At 71.1% G+C, this 11,351-nt stretch carries 12 protein-coding genes and 2 pseudogenes; 5 read left to right on the top strand and 9 right to left on the bottom strand.

What is annotated here, in order from left to right:
* Positions 1-81 (bottom strand): annotated as a pseudogene (locus tag EAO72_RS43250) (MarR family transcriptional regulator); the annotation flags it as partial.
* A 145-nt stretch (positions 82-226) separates the two neighbouring features.
* Here EAO72_RS43250 and EAO72_RS24060 point away from each other — a divergent pair.
* From EAO72_RS24060 to thpR, 3 genes are all read left to right on the top strand, one after another.
* Positions 227-640, top strand: coding sequence for a MarR family winged helix-turn-helix transcriptional regulator (locus EAO72_RS24060; RefSeq protein WP_315986312.1), 414 nt, complete (start codon positions 227-229; stop codon positions 638-640).
* A 94-nt stretch (positions 641-734) separates the two neighbouring features.
* Complete coding sequence (locus tag EAO72_RS24055) at positions 735-2,069, top strand: MFS transporter (protein WP_148019338.1); 1,335 nt, start codon at positions 735-737, stop codon at positions 2,067-2,069.
* Between the two features lie 96 nt (positions 2,070-2,165).
* The gene (gene thpR, locus EAO72_RS24050; protein ID WP_148019337.1) at positions 2,166-2,729 is read left to right on the top strand and encodes an RNA 2',3'-cyclic phosphodiesterase; all 564 of its coding nucleotides are present in this window, start codon (positions 2,166-2,168) and stop codon (positions 2,727-2,729) included.
* A 169-nt stretch (positions 2,730-2,898) separates the two neighbouring features.
* Here the strand turns inward: thpR and EAO72_RS24045 are convergent, their stop codons facing one another.
* The 3 genes and pseudogenes from EAO72_RS24045 to EAO72_RS24035 all read right to left on the bottom strand — a co-directional run.
* Positions 2,899-3,894, bottom strand: a complete 996-nt coding sequence (locus EAO72_RS24045) for an aldo/keto reductase (RefSeq protein WP_148019336.1) — start codon at positions 3,892-3,894, stop codon at positions 2,899-2,901.
* A 64-nt stretch (positions 3,895-3,958) separates the two neighbouring features.
* Positions 3,959-4,513, bottom strand: a complete 555-nt coding sequence (locus EAO72_RS24040; RefSeq protein WP_148019335.1) for a hypothetical protein — start codon at positions 4,511-4,513, stop codon at positions 3,959-3,961.
* A 121-nt stretch (positions 4,514-4,634) separates the two neighbouring features.
* A pseudogene (locus tag EAO72_RS24035) lies at positions 4,635-4,793 on the bottom strand (helix-turn-helix domain-containing protein); the annotation flags it as partial.
* Positions 4,794-4,894: 101 nt separating this feature from the next.
* Between EAO72_RS24035 and EAO72_RS24030 the strand changes: the two are divergent.
* Positions 4,895-5,902: an NADP-dependent oxidoreductase gene (locus tag EAO72_RS24030; RefSeq protein ID WP_148019334.1), complete on the top strand. Its 1,008-nt coding sequence runs from the start codon at positions 4,895-4,897 to the stop codon at positions 5,900-5,902.
* 69 nt (positions 5,903-5,971) lie between these two features.
* Positions 5,972-6,481, top strand: a complete 510-nt coding sequence (locus EAO72_RS24025; protein ID WP_148019333.1) for a GNAT family N-acetyltransferase — start codon at positions 5,972-5,974, stop codon at positions 6,479-6,481.
* Between the two features lie 103 nt (positions 6,482-6,584).
* On the opposite strand, the gene serC is transcribed toward EAO72_RS24025, so the two are convergent.
* From serC to EAO72_RS24000, 5 genes are all read right to left on the bottom strand, one after another.
* Positions 6,585-7,703, bottom strand: coding sequence for a phosphoserine transaminase (serC, locus tag EAO72_RS24020; RefSeq protein ID WP_148019332.1), 1,119 nt, complete (start codon positions 7,701-7,703; stop codon positions 6,585-6,587).
* A gap of 157 nt (positions 7,704-7,860) precedes the next feature.
* Positions 7,861-9,069: a cytochrome P450 family protein gene (locus tag EAO72_RS24015; protein ID WP_148019331.1), complete on the bottom strand. Its 1,209-nt coding sequence runs from the start codon at positions 9,067-9,069 to the stop codon at positions 7,861-7,863.
* The gene (locus EAO72_RS24010) at positions 9,066-10,331 is read right to left on the bottom strand and encodes a cytochrome P450 (RefSeq protein WP_148019330.1); all 1,266 of its coding nucleotides are present in this window, start codon (positions 10,329-10,331) and stop codon (positions 9,066-9,068) included. The genes EAO72_RS24015 and EAO72_RS24010 overlap by 4 nt, the downstream gene beginning before the upstream one ends.
* A complete protein-coding gene (locus tag EAO72_RS24005; protein WP_148019329.1) occupies positions 10,328-10,993 on the bottom strand; it encodes a GTP-binding protein in 666 nt (221 codons plus the stop codon). Before EAO72_RS24005 ends, EAO72_RS24010 begins: the two co-directional genes overlap by 4 nt.
* Complete coding sequence (locus EAO72_RS24000; protein ID WP_148019328.1) at positions 10,974-11,339, bottom strand: DUF742 domain-containing protein; 366 nt, start codon at positions 11,337-11,339, stop codon at positions 10,974-10,976. Before EAO72_RS24000 ends, EAO72_RS24005 begins: the two co-directional genes overlap by 20 nt.
* Positions 11,340-11,351: the final 12 nt, after the last annotated feature.

Here is an 11,351-nt window from a genome sequence, read left to right as displayed (position 1 = left end):
GCGCCGGCCGAGCAGCATGACGGCGGAACGAAGGGAGCTCACGGCGGCGGCACTGTCGCTGTCGTGGATCAGGTCAGGCATGTTCGTTAGCGTAACTCATTACCCAACCTAAAGACCACTCGGTGGTACACGCGCGAGGCCCAAATCACCAATCGATCACCCAAACGAGTGAGTCGATTCCGGAAAGTCACGCGCGTCGGCCTCGCGGGACGTAACCCTGCTTGCCATGGGATCGACAGTGCTCAGCCTGCGGATAGACGGTGAGCTGCTCGCCCGGCGCCTCAAGCACCAGCGCGTCGACGAGTCGCTGAGCCCCACCGAGATGTCGGTGCTCGGCACACTCGCGCGTTGCGGTTCGGCCACCCCCGGTGAGCTGGCCCGCAAGGAGCATGTGCAGCCGCCGTCGATGACCCGCATCGTCGCGTTGCTCGAAGCCAAGGGACTGGTCAGGCTGGAACCGCACCCCGATGACCGTCGTCAGAAGATGGTCAGCCAGACCGAGCAGGCGGAAGCCATGCTCGCCGAGAGCCGCTCCAAGCGGAACGCCTGGCTGACCACCCTCGCCGAAGGCCTGGACGAGGACGAGTGGGAGACGCTGCGCAACGCGGCGCCCGTGCTGGAGAAGCTCGCCCACCTGTAGCGGAGCGGGCCGCGCCGGACGGAACCGGCGCACCGCCCCACCGCCGCATCCCCGTCAGTCAGCGCAATGTCCACGCCCGAGGAGGCGAACCCTTTTGAGTACGGGATCCGGAGCAGACTCCGCCCCCGCACCGACTTCCACCCACGAGAGCAAGCCCGGCGGGACCTTCTCGTCGCTGAAGATCCGCAACTACCGCCTGTTCGCAACCGGCGCCGTGATCTCCAACACCGGTACCTGGATGTCCCGCATCACGCAGGACTGGCTCGTCCTGAGCCTCACCGGGTCCGCCACCGCCGTCGGTATCACCACGGCACTCCAGTTCCTCCCCATGCTGCTCTTCGGCCTGTACGGCGGCGTCATCGCCGACCGGCTCCCGAAGCGCAAGCTCCTCCTCTTCAGCCAGGCGGCACTCGGCCTGTGCGGGATCGCGCTCGCCGTCCTCACGCTCTCCGGTGTGGTCGAGGTGTGGCACGTCTACCTGATCGCCTTCCTGCTCGGCATGGTCACGGTCGTGGACAACCCGGCGCGGCAGGCGTTCGTCTCCGAGATGGTCGGCCCCGCGCAGCTGCGGAACGCCGTCAGTCTGAACTCGGCGAACTTCCAGTCCGCGCGGCTCGTCGGTCCCGCCGTCGCGGGTGTGCTGATCACCTCGGTCGGCAGCGGCTGGGCCTTCATGTTCAACGGCCTGTCGTTCCTCGCACCGCTCGTCGGCCTGCTGATGATGCGTACGAGCGAACTGCACAAGGCCGTCGTCATCCCGCGCGCCAAGGGACAGCTCCGTGAGGGGCTGCGTTACGTCTCCGGGCGTCCCGAGCTGATCTGGCCCATCGTCCTGGTCGGCTTCGTCGGCACGTTCGGCTTCAACTTCCCGATCTGGCTGACCGCCTTCGCGGACGAGATCTTCCACGGCGGCGCCGGGATGTACTCGTTCTTCAACATCCTGATGGCGGCCGGCTCCCTGGCCGGCGCGCTCCTCGCCGCCCGCCGCCGCTCCTCGCGGCTGCGGATGCTGGTGGCCGCCGGTACGGTCTTCGGCGTGCTGGAGATCGTCGCCTCCATGGCGCCGTCCGTCTGGATCTTCGCGATCCTGCTCGTCCCGATCGGGATGATCGGCCTGACGACCAACATCAGCGCGAACACCAGCGTGCAGATGGCGGCCGACCCGGCCATGCGCGGCCGGGTCATGAGCCTCTACATGATGGTCTTCGCCGGTGGTACGCCGGTGGGCGCCCCGATCGTCGGCTGGATCAGCGACGCGTACGGCGTCCGCACCGGCATGGCGGTCGGCGGGGCGTTCTCCCTGGTGGCCGCGCTCGGCGTCGGCTTCATGCTGGCCCGCGTCGGCGGCCTGCGCCTCAAGGTCGACCTGCGCCCGGGCCGCCCGCACGTGCGGTTCGTCCCGCGCGAGCAGTTGGCGACGGCGGCCTGAGAGCCGCCGGTACGGACGCGATCACGGCCCCGCCCGGGGAATCGGGCGGGGCCGTATCCCGTAGGCCGGCGCGCCGGCGCCTGCCAGACTCCCCGCATGAGACTCTTCGCCGCCGTCCTGCCACCGGCCCCCGCGGTCGAGGAGCTGCGCCGTGCCGTGGTCCCGCTGCGCTCGCTGCCCGGCGCCGGCACCCTGCGCTGGACCGGGACGCCCGGCTGGCACTACACGCTGGCCTTTCTCGGGGAGGTCGACGAGGAGCTGCTGCCGGACCTGTACAGCCGGCTGGAGCGGGCCGCGCACCGGACCGAGCCGTTCCCGCTGCGGATCCACGGGGCCGGCCGGTTCGACGGACGGGCGCTGTGGGCGGGCGCCGCGGGCGGACTCGACACCCTGCGGCTGCTGGCCGAGCGCGCCCACGCCGCCGCGCGCCGGGCCGGGGTGCCGATGGAGGAGCACCGCCGCTACACCCCGCACCTGACCCTGGCCCGCAGCCGGGTTCCGGCGGATCTGACCCCGTTCACCGCGGCGCTGGAGGGCTTCGAGGGCCTGCACTGGGAGGCGGCCGAGCTCAGCCTCGTACGCAGTCGTCTGCCGGTGGACGGGGTGCCGGGGGAGCAGCCGCGGTACGAGGTGGTGCGGGCCTGGCCGCTGGGACGGTGAGGCGGGCGGTTACGCTCGTCGGGTGGACCCGAAGACCAGAAACCGCATTATGGCGGCCGTGCTCGTGCTGATGTTCGTCGTCGTCGCCCTGGCGGCCGCCCTCGGGGGCTGAGCCCGCGCCGAGGACGGCCGTACCGGAGCCCGGGTCCCCGGGAACCGGCTGAACCGGCTACCAGGCGAAGTTCTCCGGCGACGGGCCCGGGCCGGGGAAGATCTCGTCCAGGGCGCCCAGCACCTCCTCCGAGAGCTCCAGCTCCACCGCGCGCAGCGCGGAGTCGAGCTGTTCCCGCGTCCGTGGACCCGAGATCGGACCGGTGACACCGGGCCGGGTCAGCAGCCAGGCCAGGCCCGCCTCGCCGGGCTCCAGACCGTGCTTGTCCAGCAGGTCCTCGTACGCCTGCACCTGCGCCCGCACCTTCGGGTCGGCCAGCGCCTCGGCGGAGCGGCCCGAGACGGACCGGGCGCCGCCGCCCTCGCGCTCCTTGCGGATCGCGCCGCCGAGGAGCCCGCCGTGCAGGGGCGACCAGGGGATGACTCCGAGGCCGTACTCCTGGGCGGCCGGGATGACCTCCATCTCGGCGCCGCGCTCCATCAGGTTGTAGATGCACTGCTCGCTGACCAGCCCGTAGCTGCCCCGCTGCCGGGCCCTCTCGTTGGCCTGCGCGATCTTGTAGCCGGAGAAGTTGGACGAGCCCGCGTAGAGGATCTTGCCCTGCTGGATCAGTACGTCGATGGCCTGCCAGATCTCGTCGATCGGGGTGGACCGGTCGACGTGGTGGAACTGGTACAGGTCGATGTGGTCCGTCTGCAGCCGCTTCAGGCTGGCGTCGACGGCCCGGCGGATGTTGAGGGCGGACAGCTTGTCGTGGTTGGGCCACGCCTCGCCGTCGGCGCCCATGTTCCCGTAGACCTTGGTGGCGAGCACGACCTTGTCGCGACGGTCGCCGCCCTGCGCGAACCAGGTGCCGAGGATCTCCTCGGTACGGCCCTTGTTCTCGCCCCATCCGTAGACGTTGGCGGTGTCGAAGAAGTTGACGCCCGCGTCCAGGGCGGCGTCCATGAGCGCGTGGCTGTCGCTCTCGTTGGTCTGGGGGCCGAAGTTCATCGTCCCGAGGACGAGGCGGCTGACCTTGAGTCCGGTGCGTCCGAGCTGCGTGTACTTCATGAGGACAAGCCAACGCCTTCGAGTCCGCTCGAAGCAAGGGTGGATCTCCGCGGCGGGGCGGGTTTCACCCCGCCCGGCCGCTCCGGTGCGCGGACGGGGCCAGGATCCGGCCCAGCACCGCGGCGGTGACGAGCCACACGCCGCAGGCGACCGGCACGGCGCCGACGGTCTCGAGCGGGCTGCGGTGGGCGAGCACCGCCCAGGCGCCGACGCCGTTGATCCAGCCGCTCATGGAGAGGATCAGCGCCGCACGCGGTGACAGACGCAGACGGGTGATGAGCTGGTCCGCTATCAGTACGCCCACCGTCAGCGCGGCCACGCAGGCCGCGAACGCGATCACGACGAAGCGCCCGGAGAGTTCGTCCGTGGCCGCGTTGTCGATGGCGGCACCGCCCGCACCGAGAGGGAGGGCGAGCAGGAGTGCGGAGACCAGCCGGTTGAGGAGCGACTTCTCCCGCGGGTCGAACATGTTGGTGAACCCCTGGGCCCCGGCCATGCCCAGCAGGCAGCCGAGTACGGCCCCCGCGAGCACCCCCTCCGTTCCGGCCGGCGAACAGAACCTCACCAGGAGCGCCGTGACCAGCGCCGTACCGGCCCCGGCGAGCCAGGTGGCCGCCACGGTCCGGGTGGAGACCACTCCGTCGCGCGACGCCCGCCCGGCGATGCGCAGCCGCTGCGGTGCGGTCGGGGGCGGGCGTCGCGCGACGGAGTGGTCTCCACCCGGACACGCGTATGGAGTGCGAGACTGCGGACTGGGTCAGCCCGAGGACCGCGGCGGCCGCCGAGAAGCCGCGCTCCCGGTCGACGGCCACGAGGATGCGGAGCTCGTGCGGGGCGAGGTCGGCGGCGGCAGCCGCCGTGGTCGCGGGTGCGGGGGAAACGCGGGATGCGGCTTGCACAGGGGGTCCCACCTGCTTCTATGAGGATCCTTCATGGACGGGGCCGTTCCATGAGCGCAACCCTCTGCCCGGCCCGCGCATTCCTCCGTACGGTCACCGCCATGACCGAGACAGCGCTCACCGTGCACCAGACCGCCCGCCCCCACGGCTTCCCCACCCCCGACCACTTCGCCTTCGTCGAGTCCGCGATGCCGCAACCCGGCCCGGGTACGGCGCTGGTGGAGAACCTGTACTGGTCGGTGGACCCCTACCACCGCGAAATGATGGACGGGGACTTCGCGCTGAACGCCCCCCTGGAGGGCCGCGCTATCGGCCGGGTCGTGGACTCCCGCCATCCGGGGCTCCGCGAGGGCGAGATCGTCTTCCACCGGCAGGGCTGGCGAACCCACACGGTCGTCACCCGCGAACAAGCGCGTACGATCCCCCGCTTCGACGGCGTACCGCTCTCCGCGCACCTGAGCATCCTCGGCGGCACCGGCCTGACCGCCTACGTCGGTCTCACCCGCATCGCCGGATTCCGCGCGGGGCAGGACGTGTTCGTGTCGGCGGCGGCCGGTGGGGTGGGCACGGCCACCGGGCGATTCGCCCGGCTGATGGGTGCGGGACGGCTGATCGGCAGCACGGGCAGGGCGGAGAAGGCCGCCCACCTCACCGAACACGTCGGCTACGACGAGGTGTTCGACTACCACTCGGGCACCGTGGCCGAGCTGCTCACCAGGGCGGCGCCCGACGGGATCGACCTCTACATGGACAACGTCGGCGGCGAGCACCTCGAAGCGGCGATCTCCGCGCTGCGTGAGTACGGACGGATCGTGCGGATCGGCACGATCGCCCAGTACAACAGCACCGGCACGCCCTACGCCCTGCGCAACCTTCCCGACATCGTCGAGAAGAGCCTGCGCATGGAGGGCTTCCTGGTCCGCAACCACCCCGAAGTACAGGAGGAGTTGTACGAGTTCATCGTGCCGCACCTGCAAAGCGGACGCGTCACCCTCGACGAGACCGTGGTCGACGGCTTCGGCGGCATCGTGGACGGGTTCCTGGGGATGCTGCGGGGCGAGAACCAGGGCAAGATCATCGTGCGGGCGGCAGCGGCGGAGACCGTGTGACGTTACGCCTCACGCCGGGTGGCAGCGGGCAGCAGGCGGCGAGGGGGCCCGGCGTAGGGTCGTCGGTCTATGACGACGAACCACGGGCCCGCGTCCTTCGCCACCGCCCGTCTCGACGCGGAGCCCCTGCGGGTGGCGCACGCGGACGAGATGGCGGCCGTCCTCGCCGACCCGGCCCTGCACACCTTCACAGGCGGCGCCCCGGAGCCGGCCGAAGGACTGCGGGCCCGGTACGAACGGCAGACGGCCGGCTCGCCCGACCCGGACGAGCTCTGGTGGAACTGGGTGCTGCGGATCCGGGACGAGGGCCGCCTCGCGGGCTATGTGCAGGCGACGGTGCGCGGGGCGGGCGCGGAGATCGCCTGGGTGACCGGGACCCGGTGGCAGGGGCGGGGGTACGCGAAGGAGGCGGCGGCCGGTCTGGTCGCGCACCTGATGGGCGGGGGAGCGGTCCGTACCGTGATCGCCCACATCCACCCCCGTCACGCGGCCTCGGCAGCGGTGGCCGCCGCGGCCGGGCTGGTGCGGACCGGTGAGTGGGAGGACGGGGAGGAGCGGTGGCGGCTGGGTGAGCCGTGAACGTCGCGCCCTCAGGAATCGGACGGGCTCGGCCGAGTGAAGCAGAAACGGCCCTGCGTACACACGGGCGTGTGCGCAGGGCCGTTCCTCAGGTGCGGAGGCGTTACAGCTTCTCGATCACGTAGTCGATGCACGCCGTCAGCGCCTGGACGTCCGACGGGTCGATCGCCGGGAACATCGCCACGCGCAGCTGGTTGCGGCCCAGCTTGCGGTACGGCTCCGTGTCGACGATGCCGTTGGCGCGCAGCGCCTTGGCGATGGCCGTCGCGTCGATCTCGTCCGCGAAGTCGATCGTGCCGATGACGCGGGAGCGCTTGGCCGGGTCCGTGACGAACGGGGTCGCGTACTTCGACTCCTCCGCCCAGCCGTACAGGTGGCCGGAGGAGGCGGCCGTGCGGCCGGTCGTGAACTCCAGGCCGCCCTGGGTGTTCATCCAGGTCAGCTGCTCGTTCAGTAGGAAGAGCGTGGCGAGCGCCGGGGTGTTGTACGTCTGGTTCTTCAGGGAGTTGTCGATCGCCGTCGGCAGCGAGAAGAACTCCGGGATGTGCCGGCCGGAGGCGTGGACGCGCGCCGCGCGCTCCAGGGCCGCCGGGGAGAAGACGCCGATCCACAGGCCGCCGTCGGAGGCGAAGGACTTCTGCGGGGCGAAGTAGTAGACGTCCGTCTCGGCGATGTCGACCGGCAGGCCGCCCGCGCCCGAGGTCGCGTCCACCAGGACCAGGGAGCCCTCGTCGGCGCCCGCGACGCGCTTGACCGGCGCGGCGACACCGGTCGAGGTCTCGTTGTGCGTGAAGGCGTAGACGTCGACGCCCGCCTCGGCCCGCGGGTCCGGGTGGGTGCCCGGGTCGGAGGCGATGACGGTCGGGTCGGCCAGCCACGGGGCGAGTTTGGCGGCCTTCGCGAACTTCGACGAGAACTCGCCGAAGTTGAGGTGCTGGGACTTCGACTCGATCAGACCGTGCGTCGCGATGTCCCAGAAGGCGGTGGAGCCGCCGTTGCCCAGGATCACCTCGTAGCCCTCGGGGAGGGAGAAGAGGTCGCGCACGCCCTCACGTACCGCGCCGACCAGGTTCTTCACCGGAGCCTGGCGGTGGGACGTACCGAGCAGAGACGTACCGGTGGCGGCCAGCGCGTCGAGCGCCTCCGTCCGCACCTTGGAAGGACCGGCGCCGAAGCGTCCGTCGGCGGGCTTGATGTCAGCGGGAATCTGGATGTCGGCCACGAGTCGGAGCGTAGCCGCTCGGTGGAGCGGCTACGCGTCCTGTCCGTCGGATGAGACAGGCGATCCGGCTGGTGGACCTTGGAGGTACGTCCGTACGACCCCGGTCCGGCGCTGAGGGTTCTGTCCTCAAACGCCGGACGGGCTCGGGTTGCCCAGGTCAGCCCAGCTCGACCGGGAGGTCGAACAGGTCGTTCTGGGTGACGATCGGCTTGTTCCGCAGCTCGGAGGCCGGTACGGCCAGCTCCAGCTCCGGGAAGCGCTCGTACAGGGCGGGCAGCGCGACGCCCGCCTCCAGCCGGGACAGGGCCGCACCCGGGCAGACGTGCGGGCCGTGGCCGAAGGCGATGTGGCGGTTGGGGGAGCGGCTCGCGTCGAACTCGCCGGCGGTCGGGCCGTGCTGCGCCTCGTCCCGGCCGAGCGCGCCGAAGGACACGATCAGGGCCTCGCCCTTGGGCAGGACCTTGTCGCCGACGGCCACGTCCTCCGTCGCGAAACGGATCAGGACGTGCGAGGTCGGGGTGTTCCAGCGCAGGGTCTCCTCGATCACGTTCTCCCACGGCAGCTCGCCGCTCAGGACCTGCTTGCGCTGCTCGGGGTGGGTCTCCAGCGCGACGACGGCGTTCACGATGAGACTGATCGTCGTCTCGTGGCCCGCCGCGATGATCAGCTGGAGGGTGTTGACGATCTCCTCGTTGGTGAGCTGGTCGCCGTCCTCGGAGGCCGCGATCAGGGCACTGGTCAGGTCGTCGCCCGGCTCGGCCCGCTTCGCGTCGACGATCTTCGTGAAGAGGGTGCCGAGGTCCGCCATCATCTGCGGGACCTCCTCCGGCGGCGTCTGCGTCGAGAAGAACTTCTCGAACAGCTCCTTGAGGCGCGGGTGGTCGGCGCCGTCGACGCCCATCAGCTCGCTGATCACGTTCATCGGCAGCGGGTAGGCGAACTCGGCCTTCAGGTCGACCTTCTCGCCCTTGGGCAGGGCCGCGAGCCGGTCCAGGCTCGCCGTCGTCAGCGCCTCGATGCCCGCGCGCAGCCGCTCCACGCGCTTCACGGTGAGGGCCTGCGCCACCAGGGTGCGCAGCCGGCGGTGGTCGGCGCCGTCGACGGTCAGCATCGAGCGGCCCGGGTTGGCCAGGCCGATCAGCGGCCAGTCCATCGGGATCTCGCCGCGCTGCCAGGCGCCCCAGACGTTGATGTCCTTCACGATCCGGGAGTCGGTCAGCAGCTGCCGCGCCTCCGCGTGGTGCGTGACCGCGTAGCAGTGCACGCCGCCGGGCAGCTCCACCTCGGCGAGCGGTCCGGCGGCGCGCAGGGCGGCGCTCTCGCCGTCGAGATCGGCGACGAACGGGTCGAGGGCGATGCGGGTCATCTCTGGCCTCCGGGGGCGGAACCTGTGGCAGGGGTGGGTGTGAAGGCGACGGGCAGGTCCGTCAGGCCCCGCAGCCATGGGGAGGGGCGTCGGGTGAGCTGCTCCTCGGGGACGTCCAGGTCGATGTCCGGGAGGCGGTCCAGGAGGACCTCGATGCCGGTACGGGCGATGACCTCGGCGGTCTCCTGGGCCGGGAACGGGCAGCGGTGCTCGCCGTGGCCGAAGGAGAGGAAGGCGTTGTTGCCACCGGTGAGCGAGGAGCCGTCGGTGCGCACCTGCGGGTCGGCGTTGGCGGCGGCGATGCCGAGGAGCAGCAGGTCGCCGGCCTGGATGTGACGGCCCCCGAGATGGGTGTCGCGCGAGGCCCAGCGGCCGGCGACGTTCTGCGTCGGGGTGTCCTCCCACAGGACTTCGTTCATGGCCTCGGCGACGCTGTGCCGGCCGCCGGACAGCGAGGCGGCGAACCGGTCGTCGGTGAGCATCAGCCGCAGCGAGTTGCCCATCCAGTCGGCGGTCGGCTGGTGGCCCGCGGCCATCATGACCATGAGGTCCTGGGCGACCTCCTCGTCCGTGAAGCCGCCGGGGTCGGCCAGCATCCGGGTGGCGACGTCGTCGCCGGGTTCGGCGTGCTTGTCGGCCAGCAGCTGGAACATCGACGTGCCGAGGTGCTGCTGGCCGGCCAGGGCGCGCTCCCGGCCGTCGATCATGTCGTTGATCGAGCCGACGAGCGCGTCGCCGGTCTCGTCGCTGACGCCGTAGATCCTCGCCAGGACACGGGCGGGGAGCAGCATCGCGTAGTCGGCGATGATGTCGACCGAGCCCTTGGAGCAGAACCGGTCGATCAGTTCGTCGGCGAACTCCTCCGCGTACCGCTTGAGGGCGAACGGGTCGACCGCTTCCAGGGCGTTGCTGATCATCCGGGCGCGCTCGACGTGCCGGGGGCCGACCGTGTAGAGGATCGACGGCTGCTTGCGGCCGATCATCGGGAGCAGCGGCCAGTCGTCGGGGATGTGCTCCCACTGGCTCCAGAGGTCGGAGTCGCGGCTGAACAGCACCGGGTCGCTGGTGACCTGGTGCAGTTCGCGGTAGCCGAGGATCAGCCAGGCCGGGATGTCGCCGTCCAGGACGACGGGGGCGACGGAGCCGTGATCGCGGCGCATCTCCCGGTACAGCTGGGTGGGTTCGGTCTGGAACCGCGGACCGGACAGCGGTGCGCGGCCGTGCGCGGGGCAGCCCGGGGGTGGTTCTGGCGGCTGGGTCACGGGGTGGGCTCCGGGGTCTTCTCCGGAGCGGTTTCCGGACGGGTGGCGGCGGCGGAGGAGGAGGCGGTGGAGCCGGCCGTGCCCCGGGAGAGGGCGTACAGGTGCTCCACCAGTGTGATCAGGACGTACTTGCTGGAGGACCGGTCCCGGGCGTCGCACTCCACGAGCGGTACGTCGTCCGAGAGGGAGAGCGCCTCGCGGATCTGCTGCTCGGTGTGGAGCGGGCCGCCGAAGTCGTTGCACGCCACGATGAACGGCATGCCGTGGTGCTCCAGGCGGTCGATGGCGTACCAGGAGTCGGCGAGGCGCCGGGTGTCGACGAGGACGACGGCGCCCAGCGTGCCGGAGAACAGCCGGTCCCACAGGAACCAGAAGCGCTCCTGCCCGGGTGCGCCGAAGAGGTAGAGGACGGAGCGGGCGTCGAGCGTGATCCGGCCGAAGTCGAAGGCGACGGTCGTGGACGTCTTCGACTGCACCCCGTCGAGGTGGTCGACGGCCTCGCCCGCGCGGGTCATCGTCTCCTCCGTGTTGAGCGGACGGATCTCGCTCACGGATCGGACCATGGTGGTCTTGCCGACCCCGAAGCCGCCGACGACGACTATTTTCAGTCCGTTGTCGGCCGTGGCCTGCAGGGCGGCACGGTCAGAGGTTGCGGAGTCCAACGAGCACCTGTTCCAGGATGTCGGGGTCGGGGAGCCGGTCCGCGACACGGGCGGTACGGGGGTGGCGGGCGCTGATCCGGCCGGTGTCGAGCAGATCGCACAGCAGGATGCGCACGATGCTGACGGGCAGGTTCAGTCCGGCGGCGAGTTCGACGACCGCGGTGGGCCGTTCGCACAGCCGCAGGATCGTGACGTGCTCCGACTGCATGCCGGGGGCCGGCTCGCATTCGGAGACGACCAGCGTCACCAGGTCGAAGACGGCCGAATCGGACCGGCTGCGGCCACCGGTGAGGGTGTAGAGCCGGTCCGGGTCGTCGTCCCGGCCGGGGCGGGGGCGGGGGGTCATACGGTCGCGGTC

The organism is Streptomyces sp. OR43 (assembly GCF_008042275.1).
Taxonomy (GTDB): Bacteria; Actinomycetota; Actinomycetes; order Streptomycetales; family Streptomycetaceae; genus Streptomyces.
The sequence above is the reverse complement of the archived record's forward strand: the minus strand, read 5'-3'. Positions and strand labels throughout refer to the sequence as shown.